This is a genomic window from Aeromicrobium endophyticum, assembly GCF_003586285.1.
Taxonomy (GTDB): domain Bacteria; phylum Actinomycetota; class Actinomycetes; order Propionibacteriales; family Nocardioidaceae; genus Aeromicrobium; species Aeromicrobium endophyticum.
Genome location: NZ_QUBR01000001.1, coordinates 763,699 through 788,337 on the forward strand (window position 1 = coordinate 763,699; position 24,639 = coordinate 788,337).

Genomic DNA, 24,639 nt, shown 5'->3' on the forward strand with positions numbered 1-24,639 from the left:
CAGCTAGAAGGCGGAGCCCCTAGGCCTGCTCGTCCGCGATGCGGTTGCGGCGCTCCTCCTCGCGCTTGGAGTAGGCCGCGGCGCGGATCGCCTCGTCGGACTCCAGGCCTGACCCGAGCCCTCCCCCGACCGTCGCTGCCGAGGCCACGAACCACGCGAGCAAAAAAAGGTCGCTGTGGTCGAGCGGTGAGCGCACGGAGCCGGCCATCACCGAGGGGTCGAGCACGAAGAACGCCCAGACGACGTTGACCACGTACAGCACCAGGTAGCAGATGAGCACCCCGACGGTGAGCGTCACGAACGTCGAGGCGTTGTAGAGCCGAGATCTCTGTCGAGCCTCGGCCGAGTCGTCGTCGCGGCGGTCCCAGAGGTTGCCGTCGATGATCAGCCAGCCCACGACCAGCGCGATCGAGACCACCGTCGCCACCACGAGCCGCCAGGTTGAGAGGGACGCGGCGAGCTCCCACACGGTCGAGTTGACGGTGGCGACCGCTCCCGTGGCCAGCGCCGCCACGAGTGCGGACTTGAGGCCGGGCACCAGGAGCCACGGACGATTGGCGATCACCATGCCCATCAGCAACCGCCACCGCGCGGCGCTTCGGGAGATGGTGACGCGACTGTCGACCGCGGCGTCCGGATCGGCCATCCCCTCGACGAGCGATCGCACGACGCCGCGGGCACGGGCGCGCACCCGCACACCGCCGAGCGCGGGCAGCGACACCACGGCCACCCGCTGGTCGTCGTCCGTCTTGGCCAGGAGGTGCCGACCGTCAACGTCCTGCAGCGGCAGCTCGGTGAGCCCCAGCACGAGGTCCCACTCGTGCTGGCGGGCCGCGTCACGCAGGCGCGACATCGCTGTCTCGACGTCTTCGCTGCCCGTCGTGAAGGGCTCGCTGACCATCTCGACGGACCACGCGTCATGACCGTCCTCGCGCGGTGGGTCGAGGTCACCCAGGCTGCGAGCGACCTCGGACGGGAATGCGGGATCGGCGACGAGGCCGACCTTGATCGTCCTCATGGATCGCCACCGTACTCGCGTCGCGACAGCTTAGATAGGGCTGCGGTACGCACCATCTCAGCCGCACACGGGGACGGGGCACGCCTACGCTCGACAGATGATCGGTGACCGCTGGGGCGCGACGGACGCCGAGACGCGCCTGCACTACCCGTGCGACGACTTCGTCCCCAAACCCGCGTGGCAGGCCTGGCGCGGAGTCACCGTCGACGCCCCTCCGGACGCGGTGTGGCCGTGGATCGTCCAGCTCCGCCTGGCGCCCTACTCGTACGACTGGATCGACAACCTCGGACGACGCTCACCCCGCGAGCTCCAAGGACTGCCCGACCCCCGGGTTGGCGACCCGTTCACCGCCACCGCCGGACGCCCGATCGGCAAGGTCGTGTCCGTCGAGGCCGGAGTCCACCTGACGGCGAAGCTCGCCGGCGCGTACATGTCATACGTCCTGGTGGACGCCGGCCAGTCCACCCGACTCCTCCTGAAGCTCGCCGCCCGCAACGGCCGCGTCCTCGGACCGCTCTTCGCAGTCGGCGACCTCGTCATGGCGCGCAAGCAACTTCTCCACCTCAAGGAGCTCGCCGAATGGAGGTAGCTCGACGCATCGCGGAAGCGTCACGTCACTTGCGGTGGAATGACGCGCCTCACTGCCTGCCTTGCAGAACGTTGCGAGTGCGAGTCTCCACTGTGCAATCTGGTGGCCCGGTTCTCTCAGCGGGCAAAGACGCAAGGGTTGGCGGGCGTGATTGCCCACGGGGCGACTCAAGCGTGAGGACCCCGATCATCAACCGCGAGTCATCGACCGCGATACGGTCGAGCCGAACGCGTCCGCTCGGCTGGATCCTTCTGCGGCTGGTCTAGTCACAGACTACGCAGCGCGACGTTTTAAATTAGAAACCTATACAAAGGTAGACTGCGTAGCGCTACAATCCGACTTCGCGCTGGCAAACATATTAGGGGCGTCTAGTGTCCGAAATTGACGCGGAGGTGGCGTACGAGACCGTGCTAGCCCAACTTCAGAGTGAGCTGCCTAGTTTGTCTGCACAGGTAATTGCTGAGGTTGAGAGAGGGCGCGAACTCAACGCAAGCGAGATATTTGGCAGCGAGAAGGCAAGACGAGACCGCGACCTGACCAGTCAGCGTCTCGGGAAACTTTCGGACGCCGACCTCGCGTCTGTGGAGTTAACGCCCGAGGAACGTCTGATGGTGCTAGTTCGCGCCATCAGTGTTGAGACGGACACGTACAACGGATCCGCTGGGATCCTGTCTCGATTTGCCAGCGAGTACGGCGCAGACCACTTTACTTTCATCAACCCTGGCGAAGAGTTTCGGACCGAGCGGACGAGCGCCCAAAACGTACCTCTTGACGAAGAGCGCAGCGATAGTCGATCACGAAGTTCGTTCTTCGATGTTCGCTATGAGAGTGAGCCCATCAATCGAGAAGCGATCGACGCGGCCCTAGCTGCATTAGACGGCGAAGATGAATACAACTGATTTGATCAACCACCTGACGACACAAATTGGGATGCTCAGTGCGACGTACCAGGCATCTGCCGCACCTTCTGATCTCTATGAAGCGGCCTTATGGGTGTTGGCGACCGATGCCACAAGAGTTGCTGGAGCCACTAGCGTCGATCTTCGGGGGCCCACGGCTGCGAATGGGGCACCGCTTCCAACCTTTCGCCGGCATCCAGGGAGTCTTTGGATTGGCGATTTCACCTACGCGGAGGTCCGCTTTGCTACGACTCGGCGACGGTGCGAAATCCACCTAGGTGTGAAAGTCGTCGGCGAGTCCGGGGTCGCTCACGAGTGCGACATCGCGATACTCGAGGAACGCGAAGCGCAGCGCAGCAGGACCGGGACCGTGCACCCGCGGAAGTCTGGAGTTATCGCCTCGGTTGAGGCAAAAAACTACTCCGCATCACCCGGTATCGGCATTGGACGAAGCTTTATTGGGCTGGCAACGGAGCTTGGTCATCCCAAGTCTTCCTTGGCCTTCCCGTCCACGGGGGCAACGAACCTGATGAGATTGCTTGCTCGACGATCGAGTGAATGTTTCGACGACAGCATCCCTGGCGGCGTAGGCTCGGCGGCGCTTGAGGCCAACATGGCGCGGCTCGTCAGAAACTGGCGTGCAAGGCAGCCTTGATCCGTCGCAAACCAAATCTGGGTGGATGACTACAGAGGGTCGGCAGTGACTTACTGCGCCACTGTGGCTTCAATCGTGAATCTCGATCGCGGGGGTCACGTCGCTCAGCAAGGCGACCGACCCGTGGCCCGTCGCATGCGAGCCGTGACTAACCGACCTCGTTGCTGCAGCCTGGGAGTATGTTCCTGTGAACTTGACTCTCAATTTCGTCGATGGGACCCCCTTGGGCCACGAGTGGGTCGAGAAGCCATTCGTGGATACCGAAGCATTCGACCGCACATGGTGGGTTGGCCAGTGTGCTGGTCCCGTCGCGTTCGCGTCGTTCGTTCGGGACGGCGATGGCGAGGTAGCACGTGCCCAGATCAAGTTGAGATCTCGAACAGGGTCGGCGTACCCCACTTGGGACCGGCGGGAAGGGGGTGTCACCGAGATCGACCTGATCGCTGTGAAGGACAGCCTCCGGGGAGGAGGAATCGGCGGCCAGGCGCTCGCACTGCTTGTCGCCGAATACGGGGCCCCGATCATTGCACTCGCCAAGAATGAGAAGGCTGAGGGCTTCTGGCGCAAGCAGCACGGCTGGGAGGAGCATTTACAGGAGGCGGACGAGGGTGCCCATCCGGAGGCACCAAAAGCTATGCCGCTGTATGTGTGGAATGGATGACGCGGAGCTCGGCACGCCGCGGTCGCCTCAATGAGGGCGTCTTTGGCGGCGGAATGACGTAAGTACGCGTCGCGTCTTCGACACTCTTTGCGTAGGGCCCGAGTGCCTGCAGCTGACCCACTAGAGTCTCGGACGAGCCCTGAGTTTGATCCACCCTGACGCCGATACGACAGAAGCGCTACCGGGCAATTGGAAAGTACGACCGCATCGAACACGACCTCAGACCAGACTTTGGCGGTGGGTAAAGCGGGACCCACATCATTGCCGCGGCAGAGTACAGCCTTAACCGAGCAGGGACTGCTGCACGATCAGGTGACAGATCGGGTTAGGCAGCAGACGCTGCCTGTGGGGTCATGATGGTCTCGTACTCGATGGGGGTCAAACGTCCGAGGGCTGCTTGCCTTCGGCGTCGGTGATAGGTCCGCTCGATCCAGGTCACGATCGCGATCCGGAGCTCCTCGCGTGTTCTCCAGGCGCGCCTGTCGAGGACGTTCTTTTGCAGCAGCGCGAAGAACGATTCCATGGCTGCGTTGTCGCCGCAGGCGCCGACTTTGCCCATCGATCCGACCATGTCGTGGCGATTGAGGGCGCGGACGAATTTGCGGGATCGAAACTGGCTTCCGCGGTCGCTGTGACAGATCGTGCCGGCCACGTCATCACGTCGCCTGACGGCATTCTCCAAGGCCGCCACGGCCAGTGAGGACTTCATCCGTGAGTCGATCGAGTAGCCGACGATCCGGTTGGACCAGACGTCTTTGATCGCGCAGAGATACAGCTTGCCCTCGGCCGTCCAATGCTCGGTGATGTCGGCCAGCCACAGCTGATCGGGCTGGTCGGCGGTGAAGTTCCGTTCAACGAGATCGTCGTGGACCGGTGGCCCGGGCTTCTTGCCGTTGCGGCCGCGCTTCTTGCCGAACACCGACCACCAGCCGTTGGTGGAACAGATCTTCCACACCGTCCGCTCGGCCACCGCGAACCCGGCGGCGCGGACCTCGTCAACGACGAAGCGGTAACCGAATTCCGGGTCGTCTCGGTGGGCGTCGAAGATCGCATCCCACAACAGGGCTTCGTCCCACTCGCCGCCAGTGACTGGCTCGGCCAGCCACCGGTAGTAAGGCTGGCGGGCCAGCCCCAGCACGCGGCAGCTGACGGTGACCGGGATCTTGTCGCCGGCCAGGTCGCTCACGAGTGGGTAGAGCCTTTTCCCGGCAGATTGGCTTGGGACAGATACGCCGCTGCACGGCGCAGCACCTCGTTCTCCTGCTCGAGCAGACGGATCCGCTTCTTGGCTTCACGCAGCTCAGCGTTCTGTTCTCTCGTCACGCCGGGCTTGATCCCGTCCTCGACGTCAGCGGTCCTCAACCAGTTCGACAGGCACGTCTCGCTGATTCCGAAGTCCTTGGCGATATCGGCCAGGCGCCGGCCTGACTCACGGTTACGGGCCACACGAACAACGTCCTCGCGAAACTCACGGGGAAATGGCTTGGGCATATGAACATCCTTCCAGTGGCGCACTCAGCACCACAGTTCAGATGTCACCTGATCGTGCAGCAGTCCCATCCGGACAATGATGGATTCCGGTGATGAACATCGCCATGCCGTAAAACTAGTTGAAACGGCCGACACTCTCGCCACCGCAGGCTGGGCCCTACCGCAGTGTTTCGCCGCAAGGGCGCAGTATGCCTAGCGGCGTGCCGACGCCAGCTGCGTCACTCGTGGGGGCGATGGTCAGGCAGCCTGCGTGTCCCGCAGTCCTCGCAACAGACCGAATCCTCCTCGTACCCACCGTCGGGCAGGACCTTCGTGATGAGGTCGTGGGTGGTCACAGCACTGCACGTCGGGCAATGCCGGGGCCCCTTCGTCGTTACTAGTTCCATCAGACGATGATGACACAGTCGACTGTCGCTGCCCGTTGGCCCTTTGGTGCGTCTTCGTCGAGGTGGTCAAGGGTGTATTAGTGGCCTCCAGATCGCCACGAGCCGATCAGATCCCCTTCCGTCAAGTGGCGCAAAGAGGTGGCATCGTTCAGACACCAGCGACGTACGCCGTGAGAAGGTGGACACCGTGACGATCGGGATTGTTGCGCGCCCGATCGTAATGCTCGGTAGTCCGCGGGTCGGCATGACAGGCGCCGCAGGTTGGCTTCGAGGCAACGCACCGATGCTCGAGTACCTCAACGGCTTGAACTAGGCCCCCCGGCCAAGGAGCTAGCAGGCACGCAGTTCTCTGGCGGCTAGGTGGGACGACGGACGCCAGTCTGCGCTGCCTGCGGCGTAGTGCGAGGCGAAGTGGTCAAGTGACACACGTCATTAGGGGAAACCGGGGCAACTACGCTTCCGGCGTGATAGTTCTCGACACGAACGCTCTGCGCGGCGAAGGTTTTGGTGCCTCGTGCAACGCCAGCCTGCTGCGCGGACTCTCATCCGCGTGCGGTCACCCGTTGGCTCTTCCTCAACTGGTCCTCGAGGAGGACCTGGCCAATTACGGTCGGTCGGTACAGAAACACCTTGATGCCGGTGCGACGGACAAAATCTTGACCGTCGTACCGTCCTGGCTCGGGCGAGTCGATGTCGTCCAGGGCACCAGCACCGACATGCCGAACCTCACAACGGCTTTGAAGTACCGAGATGCTGCCCTTCGGAAGGTGTTCGGCATCTTGCCAAGCCCCGAAGGCGCATCTGATGAAGCTCACCGGCGGGAAGTGAACCGCCTCCGGCCCGCATCAACCACTGGAGGCGAAGGGCGCGACGTTGTCATCTGGCTCACGGCCACAGCTCAGGCCCGTCGCATCGCACCTTCGCAATTATTCTTCGTCAGCGCAGATCGCACCTTCCGATACGAGGACACCTCTGGGCTCCATGCCGAACTGATGGCAGAAGCGCCGCCGAACCTTCGCTACCTACCCTCAGTGGCGGCGGTCATCGACCGACTCAGCTCCCACGCGGACGCGGCCCCCGATGTCGCCGGCAGCGATGACGTACTCAATGCGATCGCGCAAACCGCCTCTTACGGAGGCGGCGACCCTGACCATGACCTTCGGCGCGATCTTTGGGACTGGGAACCGCCAGGACTGGCTCCCCGTGAAAGGACGGCCGACGTCACACCTAGCCTCCTCGACGTGAGGGAGGTTCAGGTCCGCACGGTCGGCACGACTCGACTCACGGCCATCGACGCCATTTATCGCCTGGACCTCCTGTGGACACCCGCCGAACAGGCCGCTCTAACTGTCCGACTTGGCATCCTGATGCGCCACGAAGAGGAGTACCTCAGTCAAGTGCAGGTCCTCGCTCGCAGTGGCCTGAAGCTCGCCGTCTAACTCCGCACGGAGATCTCGACGGACATCGCTAGAACCGCGGCGGAACGGCGCACGGCCGTGTTGGTGGACGCCCGAGCGGCGAACCTTCTGGTTTCATGTATCCAACTGTGATGATCGCGGGGGCGTCGTCGAGGTGATCTTGTGCGACAGAGAGCGAGTGATGTCCAAACCTACGACGCGAATGCAAGATGCAGTGCGCATCCTCATGCTGATCGACCAGGCTGCCGAGCCTGTCGATGGAACAACTTTGGCTGCCGCCGACCCGCCGCTCGCAACCGCTGTCGGCGTGGTCCGTACGCAGGTGCGCCTGCAGAAGCTCGACTTTTGGGTGCGAAACCCTGACTACCTCGCCAACGAACTCCTCAACGACTACGAGGACGGCGACCAGGATCCCTCGCTGCTCCAGATGGCAGGTGAAATCCTCGACAGCGAAGAGCCGGAGATTCGTAGGTATCCCATGCTCCGGTACCTCTTCGGTGCCTACGAAGACCTTGAGGACGCACTGTCCGTACTCCGGCAGGCCGACCTTGTCATCCGCCGCAAGAAGGGACGACCTGGCTACGTCACCCGCACCGACTACTACCTGACCCGAGCGGGACAAGACATTGCCGCCCGCATCCGCAAGGACTACCCCGACCTCGCCTGGTATTCCACCCGTGCGGCACTTGTAGTGCTCCTCGCCGACGGTCAAGGCGCTACCACCCTCAAGGACCGCCAGTACCTCGTCGATGAGTACATCAACACCAAACACGGCGTCCGCATCCCCAGCATCACCAACCGAGCACGCCGCCGGTTGGCTGACATCAGGGCGACCCTGGAAGGGCAGCAGGCATGAGCGTTCCGACCCAAGACGAGCTGAAGTCCACCATCGCCGAGAAGGCCGGACTGTCCCTGACCAAGGTGGAAGAAGTGCTCACCGGTCAAGGCGTCTCTCTCGTGCCCGTTCCGCCGGTAAATCGGTCCATCGACATCACCCGACTCACGTTCAACGGCACCCGAACGAACACCGAATGGGACGGACCGTTCGATAAAACCATCGACTTCTCCTACGGGGTGACGGCGTTCATCACCAACGAGAACCTCCGCGGCAAGTCATCTGTCCTCGAACTGGTCACCTGGGCATTGCGCGGCAAACCCAGGGACCTCCGTAGCGACGTTCAACCTTGGTTCGACCGCGTCACCCTCGAGTACGCCATCAACGGCATCCCGATGGCCGTCATTCTCACTAGGGAGGAAACCGGCTTCGTCGCAGACGTCATCCGCGCCACAGACGCAACAACCCTGCGCTCCTACCTCACCGGAAAGGCTGACCCGGCCGTCGTCAACGTCGTCGCTTCCGGACTCTCCGAGAATCAGTTCGCCGCATTCCAGGACGAAACGATGATGTCGCTCCTCGGCTTCGACCCGATTACCAACTTCCAGAAGCACAAGGGGAGCGACCAAGGCGCAGCACGAACAAATACCTGGCCCGCGTACTACGGCGGCATCCATCTCCCCAGGAACTCCGACCTCCTCTTCGGCGACACTGTGTTCGCCGGCCTCCCTGCCCGCATCCTCCAGATGTACTGCAACGTCCCCCTAATGGGCACCTACATCCGCATCAACACCCTCACACGTGTCCAACGCCAAGACGAAGCCAACATTGCCCGCCGAGCGACCGAAGACGCCACCGCTCGCGCCGGTGAACGGGCCACAATCCAGGCCGAACTCGACGCGCTCGTCATCAAGCTAGACGCCCTCCCCTCGGAGACCGGTCGCTCCTTTGCCGTCGTCTCCGCCGAATTGCGTCAAGCAGAACGGGACCTCGACACCGCCATTGCTGAGAGCCGCGAGGCCGGGCGCACCTACGAGGAAGCCAGGGCAGCACGACAGGAAGAAGTTCTCCGCGCCAGCCGCGAACGCGAAACAGAGCTTGCCGAAGTCCTCTTCCAAGGCCTCAACCCGGCCCACTGCCCCCGATGCGAGCAGAAGTTCGAGGCCAAACGCACCGAACGTGAACTCAGCGATCACGAATGCGCCGTTTGCACCAAGGACATCCCAAGTGGCAAGGAACACGACGACGACGGCACCGACGACAACGAAGACGCTGCCGACGCCCTCGAAGCACTCCAAACAGCAGAGGACGCAGCGAAGGAATCTGCCTCCGCCGCCTCGAATGCAGCAACGGACTCCCGCGACCTAGTCGTCGCCCTTGCGGCCGAACTCACCACCGCAAGCCAAGCCGACGAGTTCACCGATCGACTCCAGATCCAACTTGAGCAGTCTCGACTCAGCGGGCGCCTTGAGAACTTCCCGGATGGGCAAATCACCTCCGAACCCAGCGAAACCGTCCGAGTCCTAGAAGCTGCGCTCGAAGTGCTTAAGGACGTCACGGTAGAAGCGGCCGGCCAGCTTTTCACCGAACTCGACGACGAGATCCTCACAATTGGCCGCAAGCTCGGCATCGACAACCTCGACTCCGTCGAACTCAACCGCAACGGCGGCATGAGTGTCGTCACCGCCGGTGTCGAAGAAGCCTTCAAGAACCTCAGCGGAGGCGAACGCGTCCGCCTCCGCGTCGCCGTCATCGCGGCGCTTCTGCGTGTAGGACACCGCTCAGGCGTAGGAAGCCACCCCGGGCTGATCCTCCTCGACTCGCCCGGCGACGAACTCACCGTCGAAGCCGAATCCACGCTCCTGACCGAGCTCGACTCCCTCAAGGACGAACTCCCCACCCTCCAAGTGCTCGTCGCATCCGACGAGCCGAGGGCTGTGCAGGGCCACCTTCCTGAAGACCACATTTACGCAAGCGTCGACGGAACTCCGCTCTGGTGACCCGCACGCCGCCCGCCCCCTCCCAAGTACCTGTCTGCGGTCCGAAGGAACATCACCCTCACGACCCCGATGGTTCTGGGATAGACACCCAATTGCTGTTGAGATGAGCCAAGGTTCGTGACCAGCCACTAGAGGAGGCCGCCAATGCCCGGACTACTAGAAGCCCTGAGCGCACTCGGCGTTCCCGACGCGAGCCTTCCCGGAGAACTTGAGGCATACGGAGACCAACTCCTCGCGTCAGTAGACCTCGCCGACCTCAACGACGCCGCAGCCGTCACTAAGGCAGCCACCGAGTGTTCTCCCGAGTTCATCGCGCTCGCAGAGGCCGCCGCTCGCGCAGACAACACCCACGCCGACGCTCTGCTCGAAGCAGCAACCGCGGCATTGCCAACGCTCACTAATCTCGTCTTCCTCGACTCAGCGGACGTGGCGCTCAACAGCCCCCTCCTGCTAAGAACCAAGGGACGCACCCTTGCCCTCGCCCTTTACGACCGCGTAGGGGAAACGAAGGACACCTCCGGCCTCCAGGCCTACGCATATCTAGAGACTCTGACCAGGCTCGGGTTCACCGACGACACCGCTCGATACCGAGCGCTGGAGCACCTCAGCACCCTCGGCCTCGACGACCCCGATGACCTCTTGGAACGCCTACCTAAGCTCATCGGGCTCGCTCTCGACTGCTGGAACGAGGGCGGCCTCCGGGACCGACTCAGCATGCTCCTCGAGCACGACGCAACCCGCGCTGACGCCGCGTACGAGCTCGCTCAACTGACCCTTCGCGACGCACTCCAAGCATCGACCTTCGACGACGTGCTCGCTGGGCTGACCTCCGCCCGGGACCAGTTCACGACCGTTGAGAGCCTCGAAGAGGCGCGCGAGGACGCGACCCTGTACCGGTGCGCCCTCGACCTCACCGTCTCCTTCGTCGCCGGCGGCGACAGCATAGAAGAAACCGCGACTGTGAAGGCGCTGACCACAGCCATCGACCACCGCGCTGCGATGACCACGCGCAGCGACCTCGGGAGCTGGGCGGCGCCCCGTCGACAGGCCGAGGTGGAGTGGTACGCACTTGCACGAACTCTGCGGTCAGCCACCCTCCCGCTCCAAGAACCCTCGTGGAACGCCCCCGGCGAGACCCTGTCACGAGTCCTCGCCGCCTACCGAGCATCCCGGTCCGTCACTGTGATGACCGGCGACGGCCTCCACGTAGTGCTTGAACCCACCGTGGAGGCCGCGTTCCTCCGCTACGAAGGACTCGTTTACCACCTCCGAGGACTTGTCGCGGACGAAGGGCTCCCGGCCGAAGACCTTGAGGTCGCGCGCCACCTCATTGACGTCATCACCACGCGCAGTAGTCCCGCCGGCGGTGATGTGTCGGGAAAAGCCCGGGCGGCGGCGCCCGACCTAGCCGCAGAACTTGGTGAAGACCTCGACGCCGTGATCGCCGCGGAACTGGTCGCGGCCAGCGATAGTTCACCCAACCTGCTCCGAGCACTGAACAGCGAAGCGAAAACTCGAGCACGACTCAAGGCACGAGAATCCGACCCAATCGTTGACAGGCTCCTTGGCCGAGTCATGACCGGCCTCGACGGGTGCCCCGGATTGGATGGCACCGCATTGGCCGAATTCATCGAGATGCTGACCTGCATCCTGAAGTTCGCGGCCGATCGCGCCAACATCGGACGGATGAACGGCGGTCCCACTGTCTACTACCTCTTCGAGCCGGAAGACGGGAAAGCCTTCACCGAGGACTTCCTCCAACGCGACGTAGCAACCTGGCTCAAGGCAACACCCCTACGCACCTTTGTCGCGATGGAGCAGCATGACGTCGCGGCCGGCCGGGCCGACGTCACCGTCACGCAGACCCACAAGTTCACCATCGAGGTGAAGCGCGACCTCGTCGATGTCTCACGCGCCGCGCTTCTAAAGGCGTACGGAGGGCAAGCCGCCGCGTACTCAATTACGGGCCCTTCCGTCTCGCTCGAGATGGTTCTGGACCTGACAGACCAGTCCCGCGGTACACCTTCCCTGGATGAGTCCGTCTGGGTTCAAGAGGTGCCCATCTCCGGAGGCAAGCCCCGCCGCGTAGTCACCATCGTTATCCACGGGAACCGTGTGACGCCAAGGGGCGTGAAATCCACCTAGGCGGCGCCAGCACCAGTGTGTCAATTTGGCGGAATGCCCCAGGTGACACGGCAACGTCCGACCAGCCTTCAGAGGCAGGTCGGACGTTGCGTTGTTGATCGGGCGCAGGAGCCGAAGCCCTACTCCCCCACGTAGTCGGTGTACATGTACGGGTTGTCGAGGACCTTGGACTCGGGGATGTCGGGGTGCTTGCCGGCTTCCCACTCGTCGGGGCCGAGGGTCGACTCGAGGTGCTCGACGGTCTGCTCGACGGCCGTGCGGGCCTTGGTGAGGGCGTCGCCGATCAGCTTGTGGTCGTGCTTGACGAGCTTGCCGTTGACGACGACGGTCTGGACGTCGGCGCGCTGGGCCTGGAAGGCGACGTGGCCGTAGGTGTTGAGGATCGGCAGCATGACGGGCGAGTGATCGTTCTTGATCAGGACGATGTCGGCTTTCATGCCAGGCTTCAGCTGGCCGACCGTCGAGCCGAGGCCCAGGGCGTCCGCGCCGCCGCGGGTCGCCCAGCGGACGACCTCCTCGCAGCGCAGGCCGATGTTGGTGACCGTGTCGCCCGACTCGTGCGCGATCTGGTGCTCGCGGGCGCGGTCGGACGCGAGGGTCGCGCGCATCGCCGAGAACATGTCGGCGCTCCACCAGACGCTGGTGTCCATCGACAGCGAGATCGGGATGCCGTGGCGGCGCAGCGCCCAGCTCGACGGGTAGCCCTGGCCGCAGGTCGACTCGCTCTCGGCCGACACCGACGCGACGCCGCCCGACGCTGCGATGCGGTGGTACGAGTCCTCCGACAGCGTCGCCGCGTGGACGTAGACCGTGCCGGGCGCCATGCAGTCGTTGTCGGCCATCAGCTTGATCGAGCCGTCGTCCGTCGCGCCCCACACGCCGGCGTGGGTCGTCACCGAGACGCCCAGCTCACGGGCCGCCTCGAACGCCGCCTTCTCGGGGAACTCGGGGTCGCCCGTCACGTCGAACGCCAGCTGGAAGCCCAGCATGTCGTTGCGCGGGATGCGGCGCTCCACGAACGAGCGCAGGTCGGGCGACGTCGCCCACTCCCACGGCGCCTGGTGGATGTTGCCGTAGCCGAGCACGAACCGTCCGCCCGTCTCGAGCAGGCCGTCGACGGCCGCCTCGGCGTGCTCGATGGTCTGCAGGCCGTGCGACCAGTCGACCGTCGTGGTGACACCCGCGTCGAGCGCCTCGAGCGCGCCGAGCACGTTGCCGGCGTAGATGTCCTGCGGACGGAAGTGCTTGCCGTGCTCGAGGTAGTTCCAGACGAAGTACTGCGTCAGCGTCCAGTCGGCGCCGTAGCCGCGCATCGCCGTCTGCCACATGTGGCGGTGCGTGTCGATCATGCCGGGCATGACGATGCCGCCCGTGGCATCGATCTCGAACGCGTTCTCGGGCACCTCGATGCCCTCGCCGATCGCGACGATCGCGTCGTCGACGACGAGCACGTCGGCATTGGTCAGGACGGTGCCGGCGTCGTCCATGGTCAGGACGGTGCCGCCCCGGAAGACGATGGGCTGGCTCGGAGCGGGCTGGTTCACGATGGATCCTTTGCGATCGGTGACAGCAGCCGGCGGCTGCGCACGATGGGTGGGACGGCGGCAACGACGCCGAGGACGATGGCTGCCACGGGCACCCACCAGTGGTCGAGGGGGACGTCGAGGACGTGGTCGAGCGATGCCTCGCCCGGGCCCGTGACGGCCAGGCAGGCGGCGAGCAGGCCGTAGAACACCGGCACCTCGCACCCGCCCTGCTGCGCCCACAGGCCGTTCTTGGCGTTGGGCGAGGCGGCGACGATCATCGTCCCGAGCACGATGGCGCACCCCAAGGGAAACGCGAGGCCGGTGACGATCAAGATCGCGCCGGCGAGCTCGGAGACGGCCGCGACGGCGACCATGACGTGGCCCGGACGGAAGCCCCACGACTCGAAGACCGGCGCGGTCTGGCTGCGTCCGCCGCCACCGAACCAGCCGGCGCTCTTCTGCAGCGCGTGCCCCGCGATGAGCCCGCCGAGCACGATCCTCAGCAGCAGAAGGCCGACGTCCGTCTGGTCCATGGTCAGACCGGCTGCAGGACGAAGTCGTACTCGGCGGTGACGAACGGACCGTCGATCGTCGTGCCGTCGGGGGCCACCCCACCGTCGTGCAGGACGAACGGGGTGATCAGCTCGGCCTTGGTGCCGAACACGACGTCGTCCTCGAGGTACTGCGTGCCCTCGGCGAACAGGTGCGTGACGAGCCGCTCGTAGCCGGGCTCCTCGAACAGGAAGTGGATGTGCGCCGGACGGAAGTAGCTGATGTCGGTGCGCGCGATCAGGTCGCCGACCGGCCCGTCCATCGGGATGGCGTAGCCCAGCGGCACGATGCTGCGCAGCAGGTAGGTGCCGTCCTCGCGCGCCTGGTACTTGGCCCGCAGCCGTGCCTCGTCGAAGCCGAGCTGGGCCTCGTAGTTGCCGTCGGCGTCGGCCTGCCAGACGTCGAGCACGGCGTTGGGGACGGGCGTGCCCTCGGTCGATCGGACGGTGCCGCCGATGAAGAACGGCGTGCCGGCGATGTCGTCCGACATGTCCCACCCGTACGGCGCCGCGGGCGAGCCGTCGATGTGGAACGGGCCGAGCACCGTCGCGGGCGTGGCCTCGGGGACGAAGCTGTTGTTCATCTGCACCACGAGCATGCTGAGCCCCAGCACGTCGGATGCCAGGATGAACTCCTCGCGCTTCTCGTCGCTGATCTGGCCGGTCTGGGTGAGCCAGCCGATCGCGGTGATCCACTCCTGCTCGGTGAGGCGCACCTCGCGGGCGAAGTCGTGCAGGTGCGTGACCAGGCCGGTCATCAGCTCGGCCAGGCGCGGGTCCTTCGCCGTCGCCCAGCGCTCGACGGCCAGCTGGGTGATGTTGTCCTCGGTCGCGTATGCCATGGCGTGCCTCCTACTGCGGATCTGTCGCGGGGTCGATGTACGTGGAGTGACGGTCGATGTGCAGGTACGCGTCCATCGCCATCGGGTGCAGCTTCTCCTCGGCGATCTGGCCGACGAGCCCCGCGGTGCGGGCCAGCAGCGCGAATCCGCGCAGCAGGTCGACGGGCAGGCCGAGGTCGGCGAGCGCGGCACCGCAGACGCCCGCCCCGTTGAGCGGCAGGGTGCGGCCCATGATGTCGGGGTGGACGCGGCCGATCGCGGCGAACAGCGCCAGGTGCGGCCCGTACGTGCCCGTCTGCTCGGCGATCTCGTAGATGCGCGGGGTGCGCGGATCGCCGTCCTTGTGGTTGGGGTGGCCGAGGCCGGGGATGAAGCGCTTGGTCTCGCGCGCCTCGGTGACGAGCCGGCGCGCCAGCTCGTCCCAGTCGTCGTCGGTCGAGTCGGGGCCCAGCCCCGACGCGTCGACGGCCGCGGCGAGGTAGCTGCCGCAGTCCTCCGTGACGCCGAGGAAGCGCGAGCCGCCACCGAGCAGACCGGACGCCAACGCGCCCTGGATCGAGTCGGGCGCGCTGAGGTACGTCATGCGCGTCGCGATCGCCGTGGGCGTGAAGCCGTGGTCGGCCAGCGCCACGAGGCAGGCCTCGAACAGCGTCACCTGCTCGGGCGTCGGACGCCTGCGGGCCGCCAGCCAGAAGGCGAGCTCGCCGAAGCCGACGTTGCCCATCAGGTCTTGGATCTGCTCGTCGAACAGCGTGATGGTGGTGCGCGTCGAGCGCCCCAGCGAGGACGGGTAGCTGATCTCGTTGTCACTCATGCGTCGTCCTTCCGGTCGTCGGCCGCCTCGAGCCAGGCGCGGATCTCGTCGGTGTGCTCGCCGAGCGTCGGCGGCGGCAGGTCGTAGCGCACCTCGCTGGACGAGAAGGTGATCGGGTTGCGCACCGACGGCACCATCGCGTCGCCCTCGCCCACCTCGACGACGGGCTCGAGCCCGAGCCCCTCGGCGAACTGGACGCCCTCGGCGATCGTGTTGATGGGGCCGGACGCCACGCCGGCGGCGAGCAGCACCTCGAACCACTCGGCCTTGGTGCGCTTGGCCAGCTCGGCCTCGAGCAGGGGCCGCAGCTCTTCGCGGTTCTTCGTGCGGTCGGCATTGCCCGCGAAGCGCTCGTCGTCGATCAGCTCGGGGACGCCGAGGGCCGTGCACAGGCGCGCGAACTGCACGTCGTTGCCGGCGATGATGATGATGTCGCCGTCGGACGCCGGCAGCGGCTCGTACGGGAACAGGCTGGGGTGGGCGTTGCCCATGCGCGTCGGCACGACGTCGCCCGCGACGTAGGCGCCGGTCTGGTTGACGAGCCCCGACAGCGCGGACGCCAGCAGGTTGACCTCGACGTGCTGGCCCTCGCCCGATGCGTGCCGTGCGTTGATGGCGGCCAGGATGCCGACCGTCGCGTGCATGCCGGTCATGACGTCGAACACCGAGATGCCGGCGCGGTAGGGCTGTCCGTCGGGCGATCCCGTGAGGCTCATGAGCCCGGAGATGGCCTGCACCATGAGGTCGTAGCCCGGGTAGTCCTTGCCCGCGCCGGTGCCGAAGCCGCTGATCGAGGCGTAGACGACGGCGGGGTTGGCAGCCGACACGGTCTCGTAGTCGAGGCCGAAGCGCGCCATCAGGCCGGGACGAAAGTTCTCGATGACGATGTCGGCGCGTGCGGCGAGGCGCTGCGCCGCGGCCAGGTCGTCGGCGTCCTTCAGGTCGAGGACGATCGACTTCTTGTTGCGGTTGATGCTCAGGTAGTAGGTCGACACCTCGTCGCGGACCGGCGGCATCCAGGTGCGCGTGTCGTCGCCGATGGGGCTCTCGACCTTGATGACCTCGGCGCCCATGTCGGCGAGCAGCATCGTCGCGTACGGGCCCGCGAGGATGCGCGAGAAGTCGGCCACGACAAGTCCGGCGAGCGGGCCTGCACTGTTCTGCTGCTGCACATTTCTCCTGTCCGCTGTGCGGACACCTGTCCGCAACTGCTTCAATGTAGCACGACCTGTGACCGCCGTCACCTGCCGTCGAACAACTAGGGTGAGGTGCTCACCGGTCCCGGAGAGCCAGCCCACGAGAGGACGTCCATGGCACGCCGCGACGAGAGTCGGGACTTCATCGAGGCCATCGCCCGCGGTCTCGACGTCCTGCGCGCGTTCAGCTCGGCGCGTCCGACCATGACGCTGCGTGAGATCGCCGAGTCGTCCGACCTCGCCCGTCCGACGGCCAGCCGCATCCTCTACACGCTCGAGAGCCTCGGCTACGTGCGATCGAGCGACGGCAGCTACGCCCTGACCCCGCGCGTGCTCGAGCTCGGCATGACCTACCTGCAGGCGATGAACCTGTGGGACATCGCGCGTCCGCACATGGAGGGCCTCTCGGCGGCCACCGGCAACTCGTCGTCGATGGCCCAGCTCGACGGCTCCGACATCGTCTACGTCGCCCGCGCGGCGGTGCCCAAGATCATCGCGCTGGGCGTCTCGATCGGCACCCGGTTCCCGGCGCCGCAGACCTCGCTCGGCAAGGCGCTGCTGGCCGATCTGTCCGACGACGAGCTGCGCGCGGTGCTGGCCGAGCCGAGCCGGTCGGGCGTCACCCCGCGCTGGCACCCCAGCCACGACGAGCTCGTCGCGGCCCTCGACGAGGTGCGCGCCCAGGGCTGGGCCCTCACCGACGAGCAGCTGGCACCGGGCATCCGGTCGATCGCCGCCCCCGTGCGCGGGCGCGACGGACGTGCGTTCGCCTCGCTCAACGTGACGGTGCACGCCGCCGAGACGCCCGTGTCGACCCTGCTCGACGACTACCTGCCGCTGCTGCTCGCCGCCGCCGAGGCCATCACCACCGACTGGACCGCCTACCAGTCGCTCCCCCAGACCCAGCGCGACCGCTCGTTCTGACGGCGCGTCCACACCGACGAGAGGATGACATGGCGCCGACCGCCGTAGTGCTCGCCATCATCGGCGTCGCCGCCGCCATCGCCCACATGGCGGCGTTCGCCCTCGTCCGGCCCCGGTTCGACGATGCCGACGACAAGGCCGACCTCGGGTCGTGGGTCGACATCGGCGGCGGGCTCTGCGTGTCACTGGTGGGGTACTGGGTGGCCCGGGCAGTGTTCCAGAGCTCGTGGTGGTTCGCGGACGACATCCTGCCCCTGGCGATCCTGTTCGGCGTTGCGTCGTGGGGCTACATCTCCATCGCGGGGTGGATCGAGGCCCGGACGAGCGCCAGCACGCCAGGCATCCTCCCCGTGCTCGCCTCGGCAGCACTCGGGTTGGCGGCGGGTGCTGCGGGTCTGACCTGAGCGTCCTCAGCGCTTCTTGCGCGGGGCCGCCGACCGCGGAGGTGCCGACCGCATGTGGTCGCGCACCGGCGACAGCAGGTCGGCGAGGGTCTCGGCATCGGCGGCCGACAACGGCTCGAACAGCTGCTGCCTGATGACCTCGCCGTGGCCGGGCAGCACCGTCGCGATCCGCTCGCGTCCGGCGTCGGTGATGCTGACCGTGACACCCCGCTCGTCCTCGACGGACGGAGCCCGGCTGACGAGGCCGGCCTTCTCGAGCAGTCCGGCCTGGTAGGTCAGACCACTGCGGCTGTAGACGACGCCGTCGGCGAGGTCGGTCATCCGCTCGCTGCCCGTCTCCGAGTTCAGGGCCAGGCGCGCCAGCAGCTGGAACTGGACGTAGCTGAGGTCACCGGCGTCGCGCAGCTGCTGCTCGACGCCGTGCTTGAGCAGTCCTGCGACGTCCATGAGGGCGAAGTAGGCACGGAGCTGAGCGGCGTCCAGTCCGGACGGGTTCTTGGCCATGCCTCCAGCCTACCTAGTAATTCATCTTCGAAGCACTTGCTTCGGATTCAAAGCACTGCTACTTTTCTCGTGTGCTTCACATTCGAATCACCTGACCGAGAGCGAGTCCGCCATGAAGGCCATCCAGTTCCACGAGTACGGCACCCCCGACGTCCTGCAGTACGCAGACGTCGACCTTCCGACCCCCGCCGCGGGCCAGGTCCGCATCCGCGTGGCGGGCACGTCGTTCAACAGCGTCGACGGCAACATCCGCGCCGGCTTCATGCAGGAGCCGATGCCGCTGACGCTGCCGCACACACCCGGCCTCGACGTCGCAGGGACCGTCGACGAGGTGGGCGACGGGTTCACCGACTGGGCAGCGGGTGACGAGGTCGTCGGCTTCCTGCCCTTCACCGTCGACGGCGCGGCGGCAGAGTACGTGCTGGCCGCCGCGGACGGCCTGGCACGAGCACCGAGGTCCATCCCGCTCGCCGACGCCGCCGCCCTCCCGCTCGTCGGGCTCACGGCCTGGCAGGCCCTGTTCGTCCACGCCGACCTGAAGGCCGGTCAGCGCATCCTCGTCACCGGCGCTGCGGGAGCGGTGGGCGGCTACGCGGTGCAGCTCGCCGCGGCAGCCGGGGCGCACGTGATCGCCTCCACCAGTGCAGGCGGCGCCGACCAGGCCCGGACGCACGGCGCGCACGAGGTCGTCGGGCAGGTCACCGCCGGCGCGACCGCAGTGGTCGGCGAGCCGGTCGACGCGCTGCTCAACCTGGCTCCGATCGACCCCGAGACGTTCGCGGCCCTGGCGACGAACGTCCGCGACGGCGGCGTGGTGGTCAACACGACCGTGTGGATGCCGGCCCCCAGTGACGAGGCCCGCGGCGTGCGGGGCGTCGACATGTACGTCGCCAGCGACGCCGCCCAGCTGGCCGGACTGGTCGAGCGCGTCGACCGCGGCGAGCTGACCGTCGACGTCGCCCACCGCGTGCCGCTGCGCGAGCTGCCGGCCGTTCACGCCGCTGCAGCCGACGGGACCCTGCGCGGCAAGGTCGTCATCGTCCCGTAGCCCGGTGACGGCGGCGTCGTCTCGTCAGGAAGCGTGCGGCTCGGACGAGACCCGGTGGTCGTCGATCTCGGCCATGTGCGACTCGGCCCACTCGCGCAGGCCTGCGAGCGGTTCCTCCAGGGAGCGACCGAGCGACGTCAGCCCGTAGTGCACCGACGGCGGAAGAGTGTCGTCGACGCGCCTGGTGACCAGCCCGTCTGCCGCGAGCTTCCGGAGGGTCTGAGACAGCATCTTGTGGCTGATGCCCGGCATCGCCCGACGCAGGTCCGCGAACCTGACCGTCTCGGGATGGCGCTCGGCCAGGACCTTGATCACCATCGACGTCCACTTGTCGCCGATGCGGTCCAGGAGCTGACGCGTCGGGCAGTCCGGGCTGAACAGATCCCCCCGGCGATCGGGGACGGTCACCTGGCGCTCACCTTCTTTCACGAAAGTGCCTCCTTGTGACTGTGGCGTCGATGGACCACGGTGAAGGTAACCAACGTATACCTGGTGAAAGGTCGGAACCATGCTCGTCTCGGTGCCCGGAGCTCGCGTGAACGTCGAGGTCAGCGGCGACGGCCCGCCTGTCCTGCTGCTGCACGGCTGGCCCCACACATCATTCGTCTGGCACGAGGTCGCTGCGGGCCTGGCCGACCAGTTCACCGTTCTCGCGCCGGACATGCGCGGGATCGGGGCGAGCGAGCCGACCGACGGCGGGCGCGACGCCGCGACGCTCGCGGGCGACGTCATCGGCGTGCTCGACGCCCTCGGGCTGCCGCACGCCGGCGTCGTCGCGATCGACGCCGGCGTGGCGCCTGCCTTCCTCGCGGCACTGACCCACCCCGAGCGGGTCAGTCGCCTGGTGCTGATGGAGGGCCTCCTGCCGGGCGTGAGCGGCGCCGAGGAGTTCCTCGGGAACGGACCGCCGTGGTGGTTCGGATTCCACTCCGTCCCCGAGCTCGCCGAGACCGTCCTCGAAGGCCGCGAGGCCGAGTACCTCGCCTACTTCCTGACCGGGCCGAGCATCCGCCGCGACATCGGGGCGGATGCGCGCGATGCGTTCACGCAGGCCTACACCGGACGGGCCGCGCTGCGGGCCGGCTTCGAGCTCTACCGGGCAGGATCGGCCAATGCGCAGGCCGTCTCCGCCGCACTGCGGACGTCACGACTGACGATGCCCACCCTCGCCGTCAGCGGAGGCGTCGTGGGGGCCGCCATCGGCGCGCAGCTGACGACCGTCGCCGACGACCTGCACCAGGCGTCCGTCGACGACTGCGGCCACATCATCCCCCTCGAGCAGCCCGCGGCGCTGGTGGACATCCTTCGTCGATTCATGCTCTAGCCCTCGCTCGGGACGCCGAAGGCCCTCAGGACGATCGTGACGGCCTGGTCGATCACGTCGTCCGACGGCACGCGGCCGTACATCAGCGCCGGGCACACCACGACGCCCGACAGCATCGCGACCGCCGCCTCGAGCTCGTCACCCGACGCGACGTCGGCGAGGATCGCGCGCGCCACCCCCTCGCCGTCCTCGACGATGCTGTCGCGGATCGCAGCGATCTCGTCGACCGTGGTGCCCCACTGCGCCAGCGCCATCAGGATCTGGTCGAGCTTGACGTCGACGAACGCCTGCCGGAAGGCACGGAGCTCTCGGACAAGATCGGTTTTGGCATCGCCGGTCGGCTCGCCGTGCGGCATCCGGCCGACGGATTCGAGGGCGAGCGTGACGAGGTCGACCTTCGTGGGCCAGTGCGTGTAGAGCGTGGTCCTGGAGTAGCCGGCCTCGGCAGCGACCTCGGCGTGGCTGAACGACCGTCCGCCGGCCTCGGTGAGGACCCGCAGCGCGGCCCGACCGACGTCGCGACGTGTGCGCGCGACGCGGACGTCGTCGTCCGACGCTGACTGCGGCTCCTGGGCCATGTCTCGCTCCACCTCCGGACGGCTCGTCCGAGTGAAGTTACTAGAACATGCCGTCATCCCCTAGTGGACATATCGTTCAGTTGCGTACTTAAAGTCCAGCGACCCGGCTCCACGCCACCGAAAGGCCACCATGTCCGCCATCTTGTTCGGATCCATCAGCACGCTCGCCGACACCTCCGAGCTGCAGCGCCGCTCGTTCAACGAGGCCTTCAGCGCCCACGACCTCGACTGGACCTGGGGTCGCGACGACTACGTCGCGATGCTCGGCTCCAATGGCGGTGCCGACCGCATCGCCCAGTACGCGGCCTCGCGCGGCGTCGAGGTCGACGCCGACGCCGTCCACGCGACGAAGTCCGAGGTCTTCCAGCGCCTGCTCGGCGAGTCCGGCGTCGAGGCACGTCCGGGCGTCACCGAGACGATCGAGGCCGCCAGGGCTGACGGCGTCAAGGTCGGCTTCGTGACGACCACGTCGCGCGACAACATCGACGCGCTGCTCGGCGCACTCGCGCCCGCGGTGACCGCGGACTCGTTCGACGTCATCGTCGACGCCTCGTCGGTCCCGGCCGGCAAGCCCGACCCCGCCTCGTACGTCCACGCGCTGGAGGCCCTCGGCGAGAGCGCCTCCGACTGCGTCGCGATCGAGGACAACCCGGGCGGCGCCCGCGCGGCGGCAGCGGCCGACGTGACCTGCGTGGCCTTCCCGAACGAGAACACCGCCGACGCGGACTTCGGTCCCGTGGCCGAGACCGTGTCCACCCTCGACCCTGCCGGCGTCCGCGCCCTGATCGCCGGCTGACGCCCTCCGGAAGGAATCCTCATGAGCAACCTCCAGGCCCGCGTGACCGCGGACGACCGCTCGTTCCGCGTCGAGGGCTACGAGCGCATCGAGTACGACCTCGTCTACGTCGACGGCGTCTTCGACGTCGCCAACCCCCAGCTCGCCGACGCCTACCGCCCGTACGGCCGCACCCTCATGGTCGTCGACGAGACCGTGCTCGAGCTGTACCGCGACCGGATCGACGCCTACTTCGCGCACCACGACATCGAGCTGACCCTCGTCCCCGTGCAGATCCGCGAGACCGCCAAGTCGCTCGAGACCTTCGAGCAGATCGTCGCGGCGTTCGATCGGTTCGGGCTCGTCCGCACCGAGCCCGTCCTCGTCGTCGGCGGCGGACTCACGACGGACGTCGCGGGGTACGCGTGCGCGAGCTACCGGCGCAACACCCCGTACATCCGCATCCCGACCACGCTGATCGGTCTGATCGACGCCAGCGTGTCGATCAAGGTCGCGGTCAACTTCGGCAAGCACAAGAACCGGCTCGGCGCGTACCACGCGTCGTCGTCGGTGCTGCTCGACTTCTCCTTCCTGGCGACGCTCCCGGAGGACCAGGTCCGCAACGGGATGGCCGAGCTCATCAAGATCGCCGTCGTCGGGAACCGCGAGATCTTCGAGCTGCTCGAGCAGCACGGACCCGAGCTGCTCCGCACGCGCTTCGGCCACCTCGACGGCACCGAGAGGCTGCGCGAGGTCTCGCACCGGCTGACGTACGCGGCGATCGAGACGATGCTGGAGCTGGAGTCGCCCAACCTGCACGAGATCGACCTCGACCGCGTCATCGCGTTCGGCCACACGTGGAGCCCCACGCTCGAGCTGACTCCGCCGGAGCCGTTCTTCCACGGCCACGCGATCAACATCGACATGGCGCTGTCGACGACCGTCGCCGAGCACCGCGGCCTGCTGTCGACGGCCGACCGCGACCGGGTGCTGAGCGTCATGAGCAACCTCGGCCTCGCGCTCGACAGCCCGTACCTGACCGTCGAGCTGCTGGAGGAGGCCACGGCGTCGATCCTCAAGACGCGCGACGGCCTGCTGCGAGCGGCCGTCCCCGACCCGATCGGCGCGTGCCGCTTCCTCAACGACCTCGACGTCAGCGAGCTCGCGGATGCGCTGTCGCTGCACAAGAAGGTCTGCCAGGGACTCCCGCGCGAGGGCGCCGGTCTCGACATGTTCACGGCGGTCTCGTGACGGACGCCGTCGTGTCGTCGCCGCGGCCGGTCACGCCGACGACGATCCTCGCGCGCGAGCTGGCCGAGGTCGCCGAGCTGATCGGTCCGTCCGTGGAGCCTGAGCTGGCCGAGCGCCTGCGGCGGGTCACCGCCCTTGCCGCAGGCCTCGACCCGTACGTCGCCGCGTGCACCTCACCGGAGTCACCGGCGCTCGCCGAGGTCGCACGCCGGACGCAGGAGGCGCCGTGGGCGTCCCGCGAGGTCGTCTCCGGATCGGGACCGCTGGAGCAGGAGATGCTCTCGGGTCACGTCGAGGGACGTTTCCTCGCCTTCCTCGTGCGCATGCTGAAGGCCCGCCGCGTGCTGGAGATCGGGATGTTCACGGGGTACTCGGCCCTCGCGATGGCCGAGGCCCTGCCCCCCGGCGGCGAGGTCGTCGCGTGCGAGGTCGACCCCTACGTCGCCGGGCTCGCATTCGACTGGTTGAGCCGCTCCACGGCCGGCGCAACGGTGATGATCGAGGTCGGCCCGGCGCTCGAGACGTTGGAACGGCTGGACGGGCCCTTCGACCTCGTCTTCATCGACGCCGACAAGACCGGGTACCTCGACTACTACCGATTCCTGCTCGCCTCGGACCTGCTGGCCGACGGCGGTGTCATCGCGGTCGACAACACGCTGCTGCAGGGGCAGCCGTGGGCCGCCGACCCGACCGTGAACGGGGCGGCGGTCGCGGAGTTCAACCAGGTCGTCGCCGACGACCCGCGCGTGGAGCAGGTGCTCGTGCCGCTGCGGGACGGCGTGACCCTGATCCGCAGGACGTGACG

General features: G+C 66.8%; 24 protein-coding genes. 14 read left to right on the plus strand and 10 right to left on the minus strand.

Annotated elements, in window-relative coordinates; translation table 11 throughout:
* Positions 1–19: 19 nt before the first annotated feature.
* Complete coding sequence (locus DX116_RS03825; RefSeq protein ID WP_119702853.1) at positions 20–1,018, minus strand: hypothetical protein; 999 nt, start codon at positions 1,016–1,018, stop codon at positions 20–22.
* 97 nt (positions 1,019–1,115) lie between these two features.
* On the opposite strand from DX116_RS03825, the gene DX116_RS03830 reads away from it, so the two are divergent.
* The 3 genes from DX116_RS03830 (at position 1,116) to DX116_RS03835 (ending at position 3,822) form a co-directional block, all read left to right on the plus strand.
* Positions 1,116–1,607 (plus strand): polyketide cyclase, encoded by a 492-nt coding sequence (locus DX116_RS03830; protein WP_119702854.1) that lies wholly within the window; start codon positions 1,116–1,118, stop codon positions 1,605–1,607.
* Positions 1,608–1,978: 371 nt separating this feature from the next.
* Positions 1,979–2,506, plus strand: coding sequence for a hypothetical protein (locus DX116_RS19725; RefSeq protein ID WP_147393563.1), 528 nt, complete (start codon positions 1,979–1,981; stop codon positions 2,504–2,506).
* A gap of 842 nt (positions 2,507–3,348) precedes the next feature.
* Positions 3,349–3,822: a GNAT family N-acetyltransferase gene (locus tag DX116_RS03835; RefSeq protein ID WP_119702855.1), complete on the plus strand. Its 474-nt coding sequence runs from the start codon at positions 3,349–3,351 to the stop codon at positions 3,820–3,822.
* Positions 3,823–4,147: 325 nt separating this feature from the next.
* On the opposite strand, the gene DX116_RS03840 is transcribed toward DX116_RS03835, so the two are convergent.
* Positions 4,148–5,313, minus strand: a protein-coding gene (locus DX116_RS03840; RefSeq protein ID WP_119702856.1) for an IS3 family transposase whose coding sequence is annotated in 2 segments (ribosomal slippage) — positions 4,148–5,026 and positions 5,029–5,313 — 1,164 coding nt in all. Because the reading frame shifts where the segments join, the coding sequence is not laid out codon by codon here.
* Positions 5,314–6,163: 850 nt separating this feature from the next.
* Between DX116_RS03840 and DX116_RS19730 the strand changes: the two genes are divergently transcribed.
* From DX116_RS19730 to DX116_RS03860, 4 genes are all read left to right on the plus strand, one after another.
* Positions 6,164–7,138 (plus strand): PIN domain-containing protein, encoded by a 975-nt coding sequence (locus tag DX116_RS19730; RefSeq protein WP_147393564.1) that lies wholly within the window; start codon positions 6,164–6,166, stop codon positions 7,136–7,138.
* A 193-nt stretch (positions 7,139–7,331) separates the two neighbouring features.
* The gene (locus DX116_RS03850; protein ID WP_199715921.1) at positions 7,332–7,973 is read left to right on the plus strand and encodes a hypothetical protein; all 642 of its coding nucleotides are present in this window, start codon (positions 7,332–7,334) and stop codon (positions 7,971–7,973) included.
* Entirely contained in the window at positions 7,970–9,952 is a 1,983-nt protein-coding gene (locus DX116_RS03855; RefSeq protein WP_119702858.1) for an ATP-binding protein, read from the plus strand. Before DX116_RS03850 ends, DX116_RS03855 begins: the two co-directional genes overlap by 4 nt.
* A 144-nt stretch (positions 9,953–10,096) precedes the next feature.
* Positions 10,097–12,097, plus strand: a complete 2,001-nt coding sequence (locus tag DX116_RS03860; RefSeq protein ID WP_119702859.1) for a hypothetical protein — start codon at positions 10,097–10,099, stop codon at positions 12,095–12,097.
* A gap of 119 nt (positions 12,098–12,216) precedes the next feature.
* Here DX116_RS03860 and DX116_RS03865 read toward each other — a convergent pair whose 3' ends face one another.
* From DX116_RS03865 to DX116_RS03885, 5 genes are read right to left on the minus strand one after another with little or no spacing between them, the layout of a single operon-like run.
* On the minus strand, positions 12,217–13,641 hold the full coding sequence (locus tag DX116_RS03865) for an amidohydrolase family protein (RefSeq protein WP_199715922.1): 1,425 nt from the start codon (positions 13,639–13,641) through the stop codon (positions 12,217–12,219).
* Positions 13,638–14,156: a DoxX family protein gene (locus DX116_RS03870; RefSeq protein WP_119702860.1), complete on the minus strand. Its 519-nt coding sequence runs from the start codon at positions 14,154–14,156 to the stop codon at positions 13,638–13,640. The genes DX116_RS03865 and DX116_RS03870 overlap by 4 nt, the downstream gene beginning before the upstream one ends.
* A 2-nt stretch (positions 14,157–14,158) precedes the next feature.
* Positions 14,159–15,016: a dioxygenase family protein gene (locus tag DX116_RS03875; protein WP_119702861.1), complete on the minus strand. Its 858-nt coding sequence runs from the start codon at positions 15,014–15,016 to the stop codon at positions 14,159–14,161.
* 10 nt (positions 15,017–15,026) lie between these two features.
* On the minus strand, positions 15,027–15,830 hold the full coding sequence (locus DX116_RS03880) for a citryl-CoA lyase (protein WP_119702862.1): 804 nt from the start codon (positions 15,828–15,830) through the stop codon (positions 15,027–15,029).
* Positions 15,827–17,002: a CaiB/BaiF CoA transferase family protein gene (locus tag DX116_RS03885; protein WP_119702863.1), complete on the minus strand. Its 1,176-nt coding sequence runs from the start codon at positions 17,000–17,002 to the stop codon at positions 15,827–15,829. Before DX116_RS03885 ends, DX116_RS03880 begins: the two co-directional genes overlap by 4 nt.
* Positions 17,003–17,140: 138 nt before the next feature.
* Between DX116_RS03885 and DX116_RS03890 the strand changes: the two genes are divergently transcribed.
* Positions 17,141–17,950 (plus strand): IclR family transcriptional regulator domain-containing protein, encoded by an 810-nt coding sequence (locus DX116_RS03890; RefSeq protein ID WP_119702864.1) that lies wholly within the window; start codon positions 17,141–17,143, stop codon positions 17,948–17,950.
* 29 nt (positions 17,951–17,979) lie between these two features.
* On the plus strand, positions 17,980–18,354 hold the full coding sequence (locus DX116_RS03895) for a hypothetical protein (RefSeq protein ID WP_119702865.1): 375 nt from the start codon (positions 17,980–17,982) through the stop codon (positions 18,352–18,354).
* Between the two features lie 6 nt (positions 18,355–18,360).
* Here DX116_RS03895 and DX116_RS03900 read toward each other — a convergent pair whose 3' ends face one another.
* Positions 18,361–18,858: a MarR family winged helix-turn-helix transcriptional regulator gene (locus DX116_RS03900; RefSeq protein WP_119702866.1), complete on the minus strand. Its 498-nt coding sequence runs from the start codon at positions 18,856–18,858 to the stop codon at positions 18,361–18,363.
* A gap of 112 nt (positions 18,859–18,970) precedes the next feature.
* On the opposite strand from DX116_RS03900, the gene DX116_RS03905 reads away from it, so the two are divergent.
* On the plus strand, positions 18,971–19,906 hold the full coding sequence (locus DX116_RS03905) for an NADP-dependent oxidoreductase (RefSeq protein WP_119702867.1): 936 nt from the start codon (positions 18,971–18,973) through the stop codon (positions 19,904–19,906).
* Positions 19,907–19,930: 24 nt separating this feature from the next.
* Here DX116_RS03905 and DX116_RS03910 read toward each other — a convergent pair whose 3' ends face one another.
* The gene (locus DX116_RS03910) at positions 19,931–20,335 is read right to left on the minus strand and encodes a winged helix-turn-helix transcriptional regulator (RefSeq protein ID WP_233556555.1); all 405 of its coding nucleotides are present in this window, start codon (positions 20,333–20,335) and stop codon (positions 19,931–19,933) included.
* Between the two features lie 79 nt (positions 20,336–20,414).
* Between DX116_RS03910 and DX116_RS03915 the strand changes: the two genes are divergently transcribed.
* Complete coding sequence (locus DX116_RS03915) at positions 20,415–21,230, plus strand: alpha/beta fold hydrolase (protein WP_119702869.1); 816 nt, start codon at positions 20,415–20,417, stop codon at positions 21,228–21,230.
* Here DX116_RS03915 and DX116_RS03920 read toward each other — a convergent pair.
* The gene (locus tag DX116_RS03920; RefSeq protein WP_158591885.1) at positions 21,227–21,808 is read right to left on the minus strand and encodes a TetR/AcrR family transcriptional regulator; all 582 of its coding nucleotides are present in this window, start codon (positions 21,806–21,808) and stop codon (positions 21,227–21,229) included. The two genes, DX116_RS03915 and DX116_RS03920, sit on opposite strands and share 4 nt — an antisense overlap.
* 130 nt (positions 21,809–21,938) lie before the next feature.
* Between DX116_RS03920 and DX116_RS03925 the strand changes: the two genes are divergently transcribed.
* The 3 genes from DX116_RS03925 to DX116_RS03935 are packed head-to-tail and all read left to right on the plus strand — an operon-like array spanning position 21,939 to position 24,637.
* Positions 21,939–22,604: an HAD family hydrolase gene (locus tag DX116_RS03925; protein ID WP_119702871.1), complete on the plus strand. Its 666-nt coding sequence runs from the start codon at positions 21,939–21,941 to the stop codon at positions 22,602–22,604.
* A gap of 21 nt (positions 22,605–22,625) precedes the next feature.
* Positions 22,626–23,834 (plus strand): sedoheptulose 7-phosphate cyclase, encoded by a 1,209-nt coding sequence (locus DX116_RS03930; RefSeq protein ID WP_119702872.1) that lies wholly within the window; start codon positions 22,626–22,628, stop codon positions 23,832–23,834.
* Positions 23,831–24,637 (plus strand): O-methyltransferase, encoded by an 807-nt coding sequence (locus DX116_RS03935; protein ID WP_119702873.1) that lies wholly within the window; start codon positions 23,831–23,833, stop codon positions 24,635–24,637. Before DX116_RS03930 ends, DX116_RS03935 begins: the two co-directional genes overlap by 4 nt.
* Positions 24,638–24,639: the final 2 nt, after the last annotated feature.